General features: G+C 63.6%; 14 protein-coding genes. 1 reads left to right on the top strand and 13 read right to left on the bottom strand.

Features of this window, described 5'->3' with window-relative positions:
- Positions 1 to 7 precede the first annotated feature (7 nt).
- The 8 genes from MMAR10_RS08545 to MMAR10_RS08580 all read right to left on the bottom strand — a co-directional run bounded on the left by MMAR10_RS08545 (position 8) and on the right by MMAR10_RS08580 (position 8,695).
- On the bottom strand, positions 8 to 928 hold the full coding sequence (locus MMAR10_RS08545; RefSeq protein WP_041636886.1) for an SDR family NAD(P)-dependent oxidoreductase: 921 nt from the start codon (positions 926 to 928) through the stop codon (positions 8 to 10).
- Positions 929 to 977: 49 nt separating this feature from the next.
- On the bottom strand, positions 978 to 1,436 hold the full coding sequence (locus MMAR10_RS08550) for a MaoC family dehydratase (protein WP_011643588.1): 459 nt from the start codon (positions 1,434 to 1,436) through the stop codon (positions 978 to 980).
- The gene (locus tag MMAR10_RS08555) at positions 1,433 to 3,148 is read right to left on the bottom strand and encodes a class I adenylate-forming enzyme family protein (protein WP_011643589.1); all 1,716 of its coding nucleotides are present in this window, start codon (positions 3,146 to 3,148) and stop codon (positions 1,433 to 1,435) included. The genes MMAR10_RS08550 and MMAR10_RS08555 overlap by 4 nt, the downstream gene beginning before the upstream one ends.
- Positions 3,149 to 3,150: 2 nt before the next feature.
- Positions 3,151 to 4,380, bottom strand: a complete 1,230-nt coding sequence (locus MMAR10_RS08560) for an acyl-CoA dehydrogenase family protein (RefSeq protein WP_011643590.1) — start codon at positions 4,378 to 4,380, stop codon at positions 3,151 to 3,153.
- A 60-nt stretch (positions 4,381 to 4,440) separates the two neighbouring features.
- On the bottom strand, positions 4,441 to 5,232 hold the full coding sequence (locus tag MMAR10_RS08565; protein ID WP_011643591.1) for an SDR family oxidoreductase: 792 nt from the start codon (positions 5,230 to 5,232) through the stop codon (positions 4,441 to 4,443).
- Positions 5,233 to 5,261: 29 nt separating this feature from the next.
- The gene (locus MMAR10_RS08570) at positions 5,262 to 6,401 is read right to left on the bottom strand and encodes an acyl-CoA dehydrogenase family protein (RefSeq protein ID WP_011643592.1); all 1,140 of its coding nucleotides are present in this window, start codon (positions 6,399 to 6,401) and stop codon (positions 5,262 to 5,264) included.
- A gap of 25 nt (positions 6,402 to 6,426) precedes the next feature.
- Positions 6,427 to 7,593, bottom strand: a complete 1,167-nt coding sequence (locus tag MMAR10_RS08575) for an acyl-CoA dehydrogenase family protein (RefSeq protein ID WP_011643593.1) — start codon at positions 7,591 to 7,593, stop codon at positions 6,427 to 6,429.
- A gap of 193 nt (positions 7,594 to 7,786) precedes the next feature.
- Positions 7,787 to 8,695, bottom strand: a complete 909-nt coding sequence (locus MMAR10_RS08580) for a stearoyl-CoA 9-desaturase (protein WP_011643594.1) — start codon at positions 8,693 to 8,695, stop codon at positions 7,787 to 7,789.
- Positions 8,696 to 9,090: 395 nt separating this feature from the next.
- Here MMAR10_RS08580 and MMAR10_RS08585 point away from each other — a divergent pair, with 395 nt between their 5' ends.
- Complete coding sequence (locus tag MMAR10_RS08585) at positions 9,091 to 9,312, top strand: hypothetical protein (protein WP_041636887.1); 222 nt, start codon at positions 9,091 to 9,093, stop codon at positions 9,310 to 9,312.
- A gap of 47 nt (positions 9,313 to 9,359) precedes the next feature.
- Here the strand turns inward: MMAR10_RS08585 and ccmI are convergent, their stop codons facing one another.
- From ccmI to MMAR10_RS08610, 5 genes are read right to left on the bottom strand one after another with little or no spacing between them, the layout of a single operon-like run.
- Entirely contained in the window at positions 9,360 to 10,211 is an 852-nt protein-coding gene (gene ccmI / locus MMAR10_RS08590; RefSeq protein ID WP_011643595.1) for a c-type cytochrome biogenesis protein CcmI, read from the bottom strand.
- Positions 10,208 to 10,687: a cytochrome c-type biogenesis protein gene (locus MMAR10_RS08595; protein ID WP_011643596.1), complete on the bottom strand. Its 480-nt coding sequence runs from the start codon at positions 10,685 to 10,687 to the stop codon at positions 10,208 to 10,210. Before MMAR10_RS08595 ends, ccmI begins: the two co-directional genes overlap by 4 nt.
- Positions 10,684 to 11,217 carry a DsbE family thiol:disulfide interchange protein gene (locus tag MMAR10_RS08600; protein ID WP_011643597.1) on the bottom strand — a complete coding sequence of 178 codons (534 nt, stop codon included), beginning with the start codon at positions 11,215 to 11,217 and terminating at the stop codon, positions 10,684 to 10,686. The genes MMAR10_RS08595 and MMAR10_RS08600 overlap by 4 nt, the downstream gene beginning before the upstream one ends.
- Positions 11,214 to 13,193: a heme lyase CcmF/NrfE family subunit gene (locus MMAR10_RS08605; RefSeq protein WP_011643598.1), complete on the bottom strand. Its 1,980-nt coding sequence runs from the start codon at positions 13,191 to 13,193 to the stop codon at positions 11,214 to 11,216. Before MMAR10_RS08605 ends, MMAR10_RS08600 begins: the two co-directional genes overlap by 4 nt.
- Positions 13,194 to 13,253: 60 nt before the next feature.
- Positions 13,254 to 14,723, bottom strand: a complete 1,470-nt coding sequence (locus MMAR10_RS08610; RefSeq protein WP_011643599.1) for a sodium/proline symporter — start codon at positions 14,721 to 14,723, stop codon at positions 13,254 to 13,256.
- Between the last annotated feature and the right edge of the window lie 77 nt (positions 14,724 to 14,800).

Consider the following 14,800-nt stretch of genomic DNA (forward strand, 5'->3'; position numbering starts at 1 on the left):
TTTGGGGTCAGCCCAGCTTGACGCCGGCACTTGCCGCCGCCTTGGTGAGAAACTTGATGGTCTGCTCGCCGCCAGCGCCCAGCTCTTTCTGGCCGGCCTCGTCGCAGATATCGGCGAAGCGCGCGGCGACATTCTCCGGTGTCTGCTGCTCGGGCGGCAGGAAGATGCCGTCGGTCTCATGGATCTTGGTGACGGCATAGCCACCGGCACCGGCACACAAGATGGTGCGGCTGGGGCATTCATCGCTGACCAGGAAGACCAGACCGGTCGACACCGATTCCGGCGTCATCAACTCCAACGCGGCGGGCGGCAGGAGGTTTTCGGTCATCCGCGTTGCCGCCGTCGGAGACAGCGCATTGACGCGGATATTGTACTTTGCGCCTTCCAGATGGAGCGTATTCATCAGACCGACGAGGCCGAACTTGGCGGCGCCGTAATTGGACTGTCCGAAATTGCCATACATGCCGGACGAGGAGGTGGTCATGGCGATGCGGCCATATTCCTGCTCGCGCATGATGTCCCAGACGGCCTTGGTGCAGACCGCCGAACCATTGAGATGGACGTCGACCACGGCCCGGAAATCATCCAGCTCCATCTTGGCAAAGGACTTGTCGCGCAGGATGCCGGCATTGTTGACCAGGATGTCGACCCGGCCCCACTTGTCCATCGCCTGGGCGACCATGTCGGCGACTTCGTCAGCCTTGGTGACATTGGCGCGATGCGAAATCGCCTCGCCGCCAGCGTCACGGATCTCCGCAGCGACATCCTCGGCGGCCGAACCCGTGCCCGTTCCGTCGAGAGAGCCGCCCAGATCATTGATGACCAGCTTGGCGCCACGCGAGGCCAATGCCAGGGCATGGGTGCGGCCAAGACCCTGGCCGGAACCGGTGACAATGGCCACGCGGCCGTCAAAACGAATATCACTCATATCGTCGTCATTCCTTGATTGCGTTGTGTCGGGAGTGGCTGAAGACCACTCAGCCGACAATCTGCAGGGTCAGCCATTGCGCCATCAGCGCCGGCTTGTCCTCGCCGTCGATCTCCACGATCACATCATATTTGAGCATCCACTGGCCCGGATTGCGTTCCACCGCCTCGGCCAGGGTGAAACGCCCCCGGATTTTGCGGCCCGCGCGGACCGGGGTCAGGAAACGGACTTTCTCGAAGCCGTAATTGATCCCCATCACGATCCCGTCGAGCACCAGGGACGTGCCGCCAGCCAGCGAGGACAGCATCGACAGGGTCAGGAAACCGTGGGCGATGGTGCCACCGAAAGGCGTCTGGGCAGCCTTTTCCGGATCGATATGGATGAATTGGTGGTCGTCGGTCACATCCGCGAATGTGTTGATCTGGTCCTGGGTGATCTCGGTCCAGTCCGACACACCGATCTCGGTCCCGACCAGGGCGGCCAGGTCACTGGGTTTGGTAGCAGTCATCTTCCTGCCTCCCCTTCGGTCAAAAGCATTTTGCGCAGGCCCGGCTTGTCGATCTTGCTGGTCCCGCCGCGTGGCAGCGGTCCGTCCATGTGCCAGAACCGCTCCGGAATCTTGAATGGCGCCAAGTGAGGTTTGAGAAAAGTCTTGATGTCCTCATCGGTCAGGGTCGCCCCGTCGCGGGCGAGGACAGCTGCACCGACCCGCTCGCCAAGACGTTCGTCCGGAATACCGATAACGGCGGCTTCCAGGATGTCGGGATGGTGCGCCAGAGCGCCCTCAACTTCCAGACAGCTGACATTCTCGCCGCCCCGCAGGACCATGTCCTTGATCCGGTCGACAATGAACAGGAAACCGTCCTCGTCGATGATCCCGACATCGCCGGTCTTGAACCAGCGATCCTTGGTCAGCACATCGGCGGTGGCTTCCGGCTGGTTGAGATAGCCGCGGAACACCGCCGGAGACTGGATCCAGACTTCACCCGGCTCACCGGTCGGGGTCTCATTGCCGGCCTCGTCGACCGTCTTGATGAAAGTCACGGCCGGCAGGGGCGCGCCGCAGGAGCCCGGCTTGGCCTGGTATTCGCCCAGCCCGTTATAAGTGCCAAGCGCATTGGTCTCGGTCAGGCCATAGCCCGACGACGACCAGGCTTGCGGGAAGACCTCATTGATCTTCTCGACATGGGCCTCGGGGCGTTTGGCGCCGCCCGTGCCCATTGACTGGAGCGTCTCCAGGACAACCCCGCGGCGCTCGGCCTCCAGGGTCAGTTCGTGCGACATGGTGGGAACGCCGACCATGTCGGTCAGCTTTTCCGCCTGGATGATGTCGACGGCGTCGCCGGCATCCCATTTGCGCATCAGCGCCATCTTGCGACCGGAAAACAACGACAGCATGAAGACCGCGTGTGACCCGGTACAATGAAACAGCGGCAGACAGACCAGAACGCCCGGATCGCCGTCGACGAATTCCTGATCGCCATTGGCGAGCTTCAGCGCCGCGCCCAGCAGGGCAAAGGACAGGATGGTGGTCACCGCACCACGGTGGGTCAGCACGGCGCCCTTGGGCTTACCGGTCGAGCCCGATGTGTAGAAAATCGCGAAATCGCTGTCGGTGTCGATCACCAGTTCAGGCGGCGCCTTGCCAGCGCCGGCCGCAACCATGGCGTCAAACGTATCGGCAACCCCGTCAATCTCACCGCGCCCGGCAATCAGCGTCAGGCCCAGCCGTCCGGCGTGTGGCCGGACGCGCTCTATCTGGCGGGCCCCGGCGATCACGATTTTCGCACCGCAATCCTCCAGACCGAAGGCCATCTCCTCACTGGTCCACCAGCCATTGATCGGCACGATCACACCACCGGCGGCGAGGACACCAAGGAAACACGCCATCCATTCGGGACAATTGCGCAAGGCCAGGGCGACACGGGTCCCCGGCTTGACGCCATGACGGTCGATCAGCGTGTTGGCGACGGCAACCGAACGCGCGGCCAGGTCGGCGAAAGACCAGCGCTGGTCCTCAAACACCACCGCAGTCTTGTCGCCATGCTCCATCGCCTTCAGGAGAAGAAAGCGCAGATCGGCCGGTGCGTTGACATAAGCCGGCTGCTTCACGCCGAGCACTTCGGTTTCGGCGATGTTGAGCACCGGCTCGGCGGCGGCAACCTGCCGGGCGATTTGTTCGAGTACAGCCCGCGGTGGGGCGGGTTTACGCTGCGCCATGATCAGACCTCATTGGCGTAGGGCTTGAGTTCCTTGCGACCGATGACCATGCGATGCACCGCGTCCGGCCCGTCGGCGAAGCGCAGCGTGCGAAGCCCGGTCCACATGGCGGCCAGCGGGGTGTCCTGCGACACGCCGGTTCCGCCATGCATCTGCATCGCTTCATCGACCGTCTCCAGCGCCACGCGCGGGGCAACGACCTTGATCTGCGAGATCCACGGCGCAGCCGCGCGCGGATCGCCCTGATCCATCATCCAGGCAGCCTTGAGGCAGAGCAGGCGCGCCTGTTCAATCGCCATGCGGCGTTCGGCGATAATGTCGTAATTGGCACCCAGCTTGGCCAGCGGCTTGCCGAAAGCGGTCCGCGTCAACGAACGACGGCACATCAGCTCCAGTGCCCGCTCGGCCTGGCCGATGGCCCGCATGCAGTGGTGGATACGTCCCGGTCCAAGCCGGCCCTGCGATATCTCGAAGCCACGCCCGCGGCCCAGGATCAGGCACTCCTTGGGCACGCGCACATTGGTGAAACGGATATGCATGTGACCGTGCGGCGCATCGTCATGACCGAACACGGTCATCGGGCGCAGGATCTCGATACCCGGAAGATCGCTGTCGATCAGGAATTGCGAGTGGCGGCCATGACGGGGCGCGTCATCACCCTCGGTCCGGGTCATCAGCACATAGACAGCGCAGCGTGGATCGCCAGCGCCCGAGGCCCAGTATTTCTCGCCATTGAGGACCCATTCATCACCATCCTCGACGGCCGAGAAGGCAATATTGGTGGCGTCCGAGGAGGCGACATCCGGCTCGGTCATCAGATAGGCCGAACGCATTTTGCCCTCGAGCAGCGGCTCGAGATATTTCTTCTTCTGGGCCGCGTTACCATAGCGCTCGATGACTTCCATATTGCCGGTGTCCGGCGCCGAACAGTTGAAAGTCTCGGCGGCCAGCTGGGACCAGCCCATTTCCTCGGCCAGATAGGCGTATTCGACCGTCGACAGGCCATAGCCGCGATCGGAACCGGTCAGCCAGAAATTCCACAGGCCACGTTTGCGCGCCTCGGTCTTGAGGCTTTCCAGGATTTCGGTCTGACGGTCGGTGAAGGCAAAGCGGTCGCCGGCCTTGCCGATCTCCGCGTGGTATTCCTCTTCGACCGGCATGACGACATCACGCACCATGGCGCGAACCTGCTCGATGAGCGGCTTGACGCGCTCGGACATACCCAGATCCATGTCTCTCCCCTTTATCTTTTTTCCGTTGTGTCTGTTTTGAATGCTTCTTGTATCGGTCTGCTAGACCGGGCGCCCGCGAGCGCCCATCAACATGCGGCGAAACTTGCGCATTCCGCCAACCCAGCGGTCGCGTTCATTGGCTCGGGCCTTTTCATAGCCGGCGACCGAAGCATGCGGCAGCGCCAGGAAACGCTTTTCGGCAATGGCCGCCAGCGTTTCGGCGGCGACATCGGACGGCTCGACGATACCGTCGGCGCCGGCAATGCCGCCATCTTCGCTGTCACCCAGCATCGCGGTACGCACCGCCTGCGGACACACGCACACAACCTGCAGGCCTTCATCACCATGCCCGATCGCCAGGCTCTCGGCAAAGGACACGGCGGCATGTTTGGAGGCGGTATAGGATGACGCCCCGATCTGGGCCAGCAAGCCGGCCGCCGAAGCCACCAGGACAAAGATGCCCCCGCCCTGCGCCTTCATGCGCGGCCAGACCTGCCGGGCCCCGCGCACGGCGCCCATCACATTGACCTCGAAACTGTCGTGCCAGGCCTTGTCGTCGGCACCGGCGGCATCCCAGCTCGGCTCGTCCGAACGCAAGATGCCGGCATTCGAGACGTAGACCGCAATCGGACCCAGCTCAGCTTCGGCCTTGTCGAGGAAGGCGCCAATTTCAGCCTCCTTGGTGACATCGACCTTCATGCCGATACCACCAAAGGCCTTGGCCGCCTCTTCCGCCCCGTCCAGGTCCGCAAGCGCGACCTTGGCGCCCTTCGCGTGGAAAGCCTGCGCCATGGCGAGGCCGATACCCCGCGCGCCGCCGGTGATCGCGACCACCTTGCCCTGATAATCCATGAGATCTCCTCCCGCGCCGTCTGCGCAGATCAGTACTGACGCATCCGGGCGAACTTTTCGGCATGATAATTCGCATCACCATAGAGCGCCTCGGCGACCCGGACGCGCTTCATGAAGAAGCCGATATCGAACTCGTCGGTCATGCCCATGCCGCCATGCATCTGCACGCCTTCCTGGGCAGCCATCTGGGCAACCTGTCCAAGCTTGGCCTTGGCCGCCGACACCATCATCGCGGCATGATCCGGCGCGGCGTCAAGGGTCTGAAGGGCTTTCATCACGATCGACTTGCCCAGCTCCACTTCCGAGTAAAGATGCGCGGCGCGGTGTTGCAGGGCCTGGAAAGTACCGATGATCTGGCCGAACTGCTTGCGTTCCTTGAGATAGGCCACCGTGCTGGCGAGACACTCCTGGGCCGAGCCCGACATTTCTGCGGAGAGACCGGCACGACCGGCGTCCAGCACGGCCTCGAGTGCCGTCAGACCGCCATCGACCTCGCCGAGCGCCGCATCCGCCGTGACCTCGACCCCGTCCAGGGTCACGGTCGCGAAATTGCGGCTGTCGACGGTCTTGATACGCTCGACCGAAACGCCGGCAGCATCAATCGGAACCAGGAAGAGCGAGACGCCCTCGGCCTCGGCCTCGCCACCGGCCGTGCGGGCCGAGACGATCATCATGTCGGCGACATGGCCTTCGGCCACGAAACTCTTGCGACCGCTCAGCTTGAAACCATTGCCCGAGCGCTCCGCCTTGGTCGCGACTCTTGACGGGTTGTGCTTGCGACCTTCGTCGACGGCGATCGCGGTGATGGCCTCGCCGGCCGCGATACGGGGCAGCCACTCACCTTTCTGGCCGTCCGATCCGAACCGCGACAGGGCTGTCGCGCCCATGATCGCAGTCGACAGGAAGGGCGATGCCGTCAATGTGCGGCCCATTTCCTCGGCGATCACGCCCGCCGCGACATGACCCATTTCAACGCCGCCATGGGCTTCGGGGACCAGCACGCTGGTCCAGCCCATCTCGGCCATCGCAGCCCAGGTCTTGCGGTCGAAACCATCCGCATTGTCGGTGTCGCGCAGTTTGCGCAATTGCGCGATCGGCGCGCTGTCCGCGAGAAATCCGCGGGCGGCATCCTTGAGCATGCCGGCTTCTTCATTCAGCACCATGGCCATGGTGGTAACTCCCCTGTGGTCCGCCCTAGGACGTCGGCAATTCGAGAATGCGTTTGGAAATGATGTTGAGCTGAACCTCGGACGTCCCGCCCTCGATCGAATTGCCCTTCGTGCGCAACCAGTGCGCCGCGGCATCATCATCCGCACCCCATTCCAGCCCGTCCTGTCCGACACTGTCCATCATCAGCTCGAGGCGACGCTTGTTCAGCTCTGTCCCGTAATATTTCAGGACCGAGGAATTGGCCCCGACACCCTGCCCGGCCTTGGCCTCGTCAGCGACACGTTCCATCGTCGACATGAAGGCCAGGCCATCGATCTCGAGCCGGGTGATGTCGGTACGAAGGACCGGATCGTCGAGACGGCCCTGCTCGTCCTTGCCGATCATCTGCACGGCGACATCGCCGGCCGGACGCATGGCGCCTGAGCCCATGCCGCCGATCATCTCGCGCTCATGGGTCAGCAGGTATTTGGCGACCGTCCAGCCCTTGTTGAGATCCCCGACCACATTGTGCTTCTCGGCCCGGGCGTCGTCGAAGAAGGTCTCGCAGAAGGGTGACTTGCCGGAGATCAGCTTGATCGGCTTGGTGGTCACACCCGGCTGGCCCATATCGACCAGGATGAAGGAAATGCCTTCATGCTTCTTGGCGGCAAAATCCGTGCGGACCAGGGCGAAAATCCAGTCGGCCTGATCGGCATAGGAGGTCCAGATCTTCTGACCATTGATCAGATAGTGATCGCCCTTGTCCTCACACTTGGTCATCACCGCGGCCAGGTCGGACCCGGCATTGGGCTCGGAATATCCCTGCGCCCAGCGGATTTCACCCCGTGTGATCGGTGGCAAATGCTCGAGTTTCTGCTCGTGCGTTCCGTATTTCAGGAGCGCCGGTCCCAGCATCCAGATACCGAAGGACTGCAGCGGCGCGCGCGCCTTGATGCGCTTCATTTCCTCACGCAGCACTTTGGCATGAGCCTTGTCCAGACCGCCGCCGCCATACTCCACCGGCCATTCCGGGACAGTCCAGCCCTTGCCCGCCATCCGGTCGAGCCACAGTTTTTGCGGTTCGCTCAGCTGGCAGTTGCGACCGCCCCAGACAATATCGTGTTCGCCACGCATGGGTTGGCGCATTTCTACGGGACAATTGGCCTCAAGCCAGGCGCGGGTCTCTTCCCGGAAGCTTTCCAGATCGGACATGATCTCCCCTTTATCGACATTATCGAGCATTCGGTATGATGCACTTGCGAGGACGCTAACGCCGAACGCAGGTCAGGTCGAGAGGGAGAAGCGGCGATTTCAGTGAAAGTTCCGCATACGCGAACGCATGAAAAAGCCCCGACCGATGGGCCGGGGCTTTCGCAGAGCAGGCAGGGTGAACCTGCCAGGTGGATCAGGCGAACTGAGGCGCGATCTCGAGATTTTTGGCGAGACCCAGGCGGCGCATCACCAGAAGCGCAGTGCCGTTATAGTCCACAACCCTGTTCCAGAAGCCCTTCTTGGGCAGGTGGAGGGCCGAGCGCGGGAAATCGTGGTGATGGTCGTGAAGGGCTTCACCACCGGTGAGCAGGGCCAGGAGATAGTCGAACCATTTCGGCGTTTTCATGTGACCGAAGACGTTCACACCCAGCGTGGTGGCGTGGAATTGCAAGCCGCGACCAATGATCACACTGGCATGGATCAGGGCCGTCAGGATCAGCGAGCCACCGCTCAGCGCGACGATCAGATAGATCACGGCCGGGATGGCGAAATGCATGACGAGCGACAGGGTGATGTGGAAGCGGTCAGCGAAATGGACGACCGGGTTGTCCTTCAGCCACATCGGCATCGGACGGGCGAGGTCCTGCTCGTCGCGCCACAGGATCCAGCCGACCCAGGCCCAGACTTTCGATTCGAACGGGTTGTGCGGATCACCCGGCTTGTCGGCAAAACGGTGATGCTGCGAGTGGTAATTCACCCAATCCTTCAGCGTGCCCTGCATGGCGAGGATGCAATTGATCATGATGATGACCTGGCCGGGCCATTTGATCTCGCCGGCGCGGTGCTGCCAGATCCGGTGCAGCGGGCCGATTCCCATATTGCACAGGAAGATCGTCAGGGCGGTGACACCAAAGCAGAGTGGCGCATACCACCATCGCAGGGTCAGGCCGCCAAGCGCCAGACCGAGGATGATCATGGTTGTCAGCAAGGCCACACCCAGGGCTGGGTAGATGATTGCTGAAAACGCACTCGCCCAGTTGAGGGTGCGCCAGGATCTCAGGATCGCTTCGGAGCGCGCCAGAATGCGGGATTCAAGGGTCATGAAGGGTACTCTCTGCAAAAAACAAAAGAACCGGTACGGAGCTGATCGGGAGTTTCAGCTGTCACGCACCCTGCGTCAAACACTCAGTGTATGGGCTGCGTCTCGTCGCCGGCGCCAGTCATAAGCGAATATCGGTCAACCGGGGCCTTCGGTAACGTGACAGTAAAACTTGCGCCTTCGCCGGGATGCCCGGAAGCCCGAATCAAAGTCGGGTCGTCGGCCCCGCCAGTGCGCCAAAAATGGGCGAGAGGTTCGACAGCAACAAGCAGCCCGGCGGAGCCCAGACCCCAAATACCCCAAAATATGGTGGTTCTTATCGTTTCTCGGGATGGACGCGCCCGCATTCTTACGTTTTCGTAAGGATACTGGCTATTCGATTCACTGCTGGGGAGCTGATGATGAGAGCGATTGCGATTTTTCTGGGAAGTGCACTTGGCGTGACGGCCTTGGCTGTCGGGTGCCCGGCATCTGTCCGGACCGCCGTGGTTGAGCGGACCAGCATCCCTGAACATGTCTATGTCGAAGCCGAGCGCCAGCTCGACGTCTTTGTCGCCTGGGCGCGCAATGACGCATCGGTCCCGCAATTCGAAAACGAGACTTCTGACGCGGTTTCCTGATCGCGCCGGTGTGCAGACGCATCATCTGTCCTGAAACGCTGCGCCGGTCATTCCGGCGATGAGGCCTCATCGGCTTCAGCTGCAGTGAGCCGATCCTCAACCATGCCCCGATAGGCCGCATCAGCGTCCGCGTCCGACAGGATCGCCCGCCAGGCGTCGAGGGCCTGTGCCCGCTCCCCGCCCTGATATTGCGCTTCCGCCATGAAGAAGCGGGCCCGCACATCCGCCGGGTCGATATCCAGGGCACGGGCGAAGGCTTCGCGGGCCGCCGGCGTCATGATCCCGCCAGCCTCGAACAGGCGTGCCTGTCCCAGCGAGGCGAAGAGGAAGGCCGATCCCGGCTCCCAACTGATCGCATTTTCAAACGCCGTCGCGGCGTCGCCATACCGTCCGAGCTGGACATTGGCCTGACCCAGCACGGCCCATCCCTGCGGATTGTCCGGCCGGACTGCGAGGTCGGCGCGCAGATTGTCCAGCTCCGCCAGGATCTCGCGGAGCTCGTCCGGGACGTCCGGCATGCGCGCCGGCGTCATCCCGACCAGATGCGGGCTGCCAAGCGCCATATAGAGGGCAACAGCCAGCATGGCACAGGCGCCAGCGCCGGCGACCAGGCCGTGCCGCAGCGTCTTCGACGCCGTCCCGGCCCCGGCTCCGGCCATTTCGACCTCGCCTTCAGGGTCTGTACCGGCCTGGCTGATCCGCCGGCGGATATCGAGCTCGGCCTGCCGGGCCGCCTCTTCATCGATAAAGCCCAACTCGTGATCGCGCCTGAGCTCGGCCAACTGGCCGGCAAAGGCACCGCGGCCATCCGAGACCGGCCCCGTGACACCGCGCAAGACAGGCGCAATCAGGGCCAGCGCCACCAGACACGCCATCAGGGCGATCAGGAACCAGATCATGCCTGCCCCTCCTCGTCCCGCAGCCGGGCCAGCTCCGCCGCCTCATCGGCATCGAGCGGCCCGTCGGCGCGGGTCGACTGGCCGCGAAAGAAAATGACAATAGCGATCGCGCCACCGGACAGCGCCAGCAGCGGGAACAGCCAGAGAAGAAGCGTATTTCCCTGCACCGGAGGCGACATCAGGACATAGTCGCCATAGCGGGTCTGCAGCCAGGCCCGGACCTCTACATCACTGTCGCCGGCGAGCAGACGCTCACGGACAATTGCCCGCATGTCGGCGGCCAGCGGCGCATTGCTCTCGTCAATGCTCTGGCTCTGGCAGACCACGCAGCGCAGGTCGCGATAGAGTCCGCGGGCGCGCTCTTCCAGAGCCTTATCCTCCATCTGCTCGTCCGGTTGGGGCGCCGCGACAGCGTGTCCGGGTGCGACCACAAGAATGGAAAGGGCGAGAATAATGAGAGAGACAAGGCGCATCATGACCGCTCGAGCTCCTCGATCATCGGCAGAAGGGTATTGCGCCACACATCTTCGGTGATGATCCCGACATGGTGATGGCGGACGCGGCCGTCCGCATCGACGAGGAAGGTTTCCGGCGCGCCGGTGATGCCCAGATCAATCGCGAGGCGTCCCTGCGCATCGTCACCGACACGGCTGTAGGGATTGCCATGGCGGGTCAGCCAGGCCGCTCCGGCACCCGGCTCGTCGCGCCAGTCCACGCCATAGATCGGCACCCGTCCCGAGCGGCTGATCTGCATCAGCATCGGGTGCTCGATCGCACAGGGCGGACACCAGGAGCCGAACACATTGAGCAGGGACACCTGGCCGAGCAGGTCAGTGTTGGACAGGCCCGGATCTCCATCGGCAATGCCAGCCAGGTCAAACGCCGGCAATGGCCGGTCGATCATCTGGCTGGGAATGGCCGACGGGTCCTGTCGCAATCCCATCCCGAAATAGACCAGGGTGACGGCAAAGATGGCCAGCGGCACGAAAAGCAGGATGCGGTTCATCGGCCAGCCTCCTTCGCTTGAACCGGCGCAGCCTTGGCAACCAGCGACCGACGCCCCCGATCGGCAATCGACAACAGCCCGCCCAGTCCCAGCACCGCCGATCCGATCCACAGCCACATGGCAAAGGGGTAGAGATAGACATGAACCGGCCAGCCGTGCTCCGGGCTTGGCTGACCGATCGTGACGTAAAGATCGCCGGTGGCCCGCGCATGGATGGCCGACTCGGTCGTCGACATGCCACGCACCGGATAGAGGCGACGTTCGGCGGTCAGCTGGCTGACCACCTGCTGGTCGCGCCGCGCCGTCAGATACCCGCGCTCGGCAACATAATTGCGGCCTTCGACCTGTTCGACCCGGTCCAGCGTGATCGTGAGTTGGCGGATGTCGAGATGCTGCCCCGGCATCAGGAAAGCGCTGGTCTCCTGCTTCCAGGCACTGACGCCGGTGATGGCGAAGACCACGACGGCCAGGCCGAAATGGGCGACCGCCATGCCCCATATGCCCAGCGGCAGACGCGCCATGCGGGCCAGTGAGGCCGCGAAGGCGATCTCGCCCAGCTTGAAACGCTTGGCCAGGTCGATCACCACACCGACCGCGACCCAGACCGCCAAGGCTGTTCCCAGAGCCCCCGCAATCAGTCCCCGGTCGGCGATCCACAGGGCGGCCACACCACCGGCAATTGCGGCAATGGCGGCGGGCGCGAGATCGCGCAGGACCGGCATCAGCTTGCCGCGCTTCCAGGCCAGCAGGCCGGAGATCGGTACCAGCACCAAAAGCGCGCCCAGCATCGGATTGAAGGTATTGTTGTAGAAGGGTGCCCCGACCGTCACGGTCTCATTGCTGACCGTGGTGATGAAGAGCGGGTAGAAGGTGCCAAAGAAAACCAGCCCGCATGCCGCGGCCAACACCAGATTGTTGATCAGCAACAGGCTCTCCCGGCTGACTGCCGAAAACACGCCGGTCGGTTTGAGCAGGCCCGCTCGCAGACCGTAGATCAGCAGAGATCCGCCGATCAGCGCGACCAGGATGGCGAGGATGAACACGCCGCGCTCCGGATCGACGGCAAAGGCATGCACCGAGGTGATGATGCCGGAGCGCACCAGGAAGGTCCCGGCCATCGACAGGGCGAAGGTCATCAGGGCCAGCAGGATGGTCCAGGCCTTCAGCGTGTCACGCTTTTCCATCACCCGCAGCGAGTGGATGAAGGCGGTTCCTGCCAGCCATGGCATCAGGGAGGCGTTCTCGACCGGATCCCAGGCCCACCAGCCGCCCCAGCCGAGCTCGTAATAGGCCCAGCTGGCGCCCAGCGCGATGCCGATGGTGAGGAAGGTCCAGGCGGTCAGCGCCCAGGGCCGCACGATCCGCGCCCAGCGTGCATCGACGCGGCCGTCGATCAACGCCGCAACGGCAAAGGAGAAGGTAATCGAGAAGCCGACATAGCCGGCGTAGAGCATCGGTGGATGCGAGGCGAGACCGGGATCCTGCAGCAGCGGATTGAGGTCCTGGCCGTTCTCCGGCCCCGGCCACAGGCGAGCGAACGGGTTGGAGGTGAACAGCAAAAAGGCCGTAAAGGCCGCCGTAATCAGCGATTGCACGGCAAAGGTCAGCGAGATCAGCCGCGCCTCGACCGGCTTGGCTGACCAGGCCAGCGCTGCCGTATAGCCGGTAAGGATCAGCCCCCACAGAAGCATCGAGCCTTCATGATTGCCCCAGACGCCGGTGATTTTATACAGCATCGGCTTGTCGGTGTGCGAGTTCTCGGCGACCACCAGCGCGGTAAAGTCCGAGGTCGCGAACAACACCGTCAGACAGGCAAAGGCGGCCAGCACCAGCACGAATTGGGCAATCGCCCCGGCACGGGCAAACCCGTGCACCACCGCGTCCCGTGTGCGCAGTCCCGCAAACAGGGCCAGCGACTGGAACAGCGCCACCACAAAGGCAAGGATGAGGGCAAACTGCCCGAGTTCAGCAATCATGCCGCCGACTTGTTACGGGATGGCGCCAAGGTCAAGGCGCGAGGTGTCGCAGGGAGGGTGTCACACAGCCGCCCTCACCCGCCCGAACCACAGGATCAACAGGGCCGGAACCCACGGAAACACCCGCTCGAACGGGTCGCCGGGCAACTGCGCCCACTGGGCCGCGACAGCGCCGGGGCCGCTGAGCGTTGAGGCGTCCAGCGCGCCCATGGCATTGAAGAATACCGTCAGCCCGAAACCGATGATCATCGCGGCGAGCACGGCCAAGTGTCCGGACTGGACGCCCACCACCCGCATCACGATGACCGGGCCGAAGGCGGCGCCCAGCGCGGCCCAGGCGAAGAGGACGCGGGCGAAAATGGTTGATGGCAGGGCCAGCGTCATCCACACGGCGATCAGGGCAATGGCGACCATCACGATCCGCGAGACGGTGACCTCCTGCCCCCTGAACCGGCGCGCCACGCCCAGATCCCGGCTGACCGCGGAGGCGGCGACGAGCAGGATGGAGTCGACCGTCGACATGACGGCGGAGAGGACGGCGGCGATCACCAGACCGCCGACGATCGGTGGCAGATAATCCCGGGCGACCTGGTAGAAGACGGCCTCACCATTCGAGCCGGCACCGACCAGCGCCCGGCCGGACAGGCCCAGCACGGTCATCCCGGCAAAGACCGCGATGGCCCAGATGATGGCGATCTGGAAGCCGCGCTTGCGGGCGGCTTCGTCCTTGACGGCCATCAGGCGGGTGATCAGTTGCGGCTGTCCCAATGCACCCAGGCCGACACCCCAGACACCAACGATGAAACCGATCAACACCATTGCCGGCATGTCACCGGTCAGGCTCAGCCAGGCGGCATTTTCATTGGCTTGCAGGGTCGCCATCACGCCGGACGGTCCACCGGCGGCGATGAGGGCGGCGATCGGCAGCAGGAGCGCGACCAGCAGCATCAGCGCGCCCTGCAACATGTCGGTGACACTGACCGCCCAGAAGCCGCCGAGCAGGGAATAGATCAGGACCACGCCAGCGCCGACCAGCACCGATTCGACCCGTGGCAGCGCGAACTGGGTCTCGAAGGCCTGAGCGGCCGCGCCAAACTGGGCGGCGATATAGAAGATGAAGCAGAACAGGATCATCGCCGCGGCAACGGCGCCGATGAGCCTTTTGCCGCCGGCTGACTGTCCACCGGCGAGGAAGTCAGCGGTGGTGACATGCCCCTGTTCGGCAGTCTCGCTGCGCAGGCGCCGCCCGAACCACAGCCAGATCGCCACATAGCCGGCCCAGATCCCCGGCACCATCCACAGCGCCGAAAACCCGTTGAGATAAACAAATCCTGAAAAACCCAGCAGCACCCAGGCCGAGGAGGTCGAGGCGGCATATGACAGGCCCGCGACCCAGGGCCCCAGCCCCTGCCCGGCGATAAAGAAATCGCTCTCGGTCTGATTGCGTTTCGAGACCCACACGCCCACGCCGACAAGCAGAAGCTTGTAGGCAATCAAGGTCGCCAGCACGATCAGGCTTTCCTGCGACATCCATCCCTCCCCGAATGACGTCCTGGCGACCGCAAGGCCGCGTTCGCCCCACCTCTACGCGTGTTTGCGATACCACG

Source organism: Maricaulis maris MCS10 (genome assembly GCF_000014745.1).
In the GTDB taxonomy this organism is placed as follows: Bacteria; Pseudomonadota; Alphaproteobacteria; order Caulobacterales; family Maricaulaceae; genus Maricaulis; species Maricaulis maris_A.

Bases quoted from the DNA above. Each gene is read 5' to 3' on its own strand.
- MMAR10_RS08610 (WP_011643599.1), bottom strand. From the start codon at position 14,723: ATGTCGCAGGAAAGCCTGATCGTGCTGGCGACCTTGATTGCCTACAAG.
- MMAR10_RS08580 (WP_011643594.1), bottom strand. From the start codon at position 8,695: ATGACCCTTGAATCCCGCATTCTGGCGCGCTCCGAAGCGATCCTGAGA.
- MMAR10_RS08570 (WP_011643592.1), bottom strand. From the start codon at position 6,401: ATGGCCATGGTGCTGAATGAAGAAGCCGGCATGCTCAAGGATGCCGCC.
- MMAR10_RS08575 (WP_011643593.1), bottom strand. From the start codon at position 7,593: ATGTCCGATCTGGAAAGCTTCCGGGAAGAGACCCGCGCCTGGCTTGAG.
- MMAR10_RS08605 (WP_011643598.1), bottom strand. From the start codon at position 13,193: ATGATTGCTGAACTCGGGCAGTTTGCCCTCATCCTTGCCTTTGTGGTG.
- MMAR10_RS08595 (WP_011643596.1), bottom strand. From the start codon at position 10,687: ATGATGCGCCTTGTCTCTCTCATTATTCTCGCCCTTTCCATTCTTGTG.
- MMAR10_RS08555 (WP_011643589.1), bottom strand. From the start codon at position 3,148: ATGGCGCAGCGTAAACCCGCCCCACCGCGGGCTGTACTCGAACAAATC.
- MMAR10_RS08565 (WP_011643591.1), bottom strand. From the start codon at position 5,232: ATGGATTATCAGGGCAAGGTGGTCGCGATCACCGGCGGCGCGCGGGGT.
- MMAR10_RS08600 (WP_011643597.1), bottom strand. From the start codon at position 11,217: ATGAACCGCATCCTGCTTTTCGTGCCGCTGGCCATCTTTGCCGTCACC.
- MMAR10_RS08585 (WP_041636887.1), top strand. From the start codon at position 9,091: ATGATGAGAGCGATTGCGATTTTTCTGGGAAGTGCACTTGGCGTGACG.
- MMAR10_RS08550 (WP_011643588.1), bottom strand. From the start codon at position 1,436: ATGACTGCTACCAAACCCAGTGACCTGGCCGCCCTGGTCGGGACCGAG.
- MMAR10_RS08545 (WP_041636886.1), bottom strand. From the start codon at position 928: ATGAGTGATATTCGTTTTGACGGCCGCGTGGCCATTGTCACCGGTTCC.
- MMAR10_RS08560 (WP_011643590.1), bottom strand. From the start codon at position 4,380: ATGGATCTGGGTATGTCCGAGCGCGTCAAGCCGCTCATCGAGCAGGTT.
- ccmI (WP_011643595.1), bottom strand. From the start codon at position 10,211: ATGATCTGGTTCCTGATCGCCCTGATGGCGTGTCTGGTGGCGCTGGCC.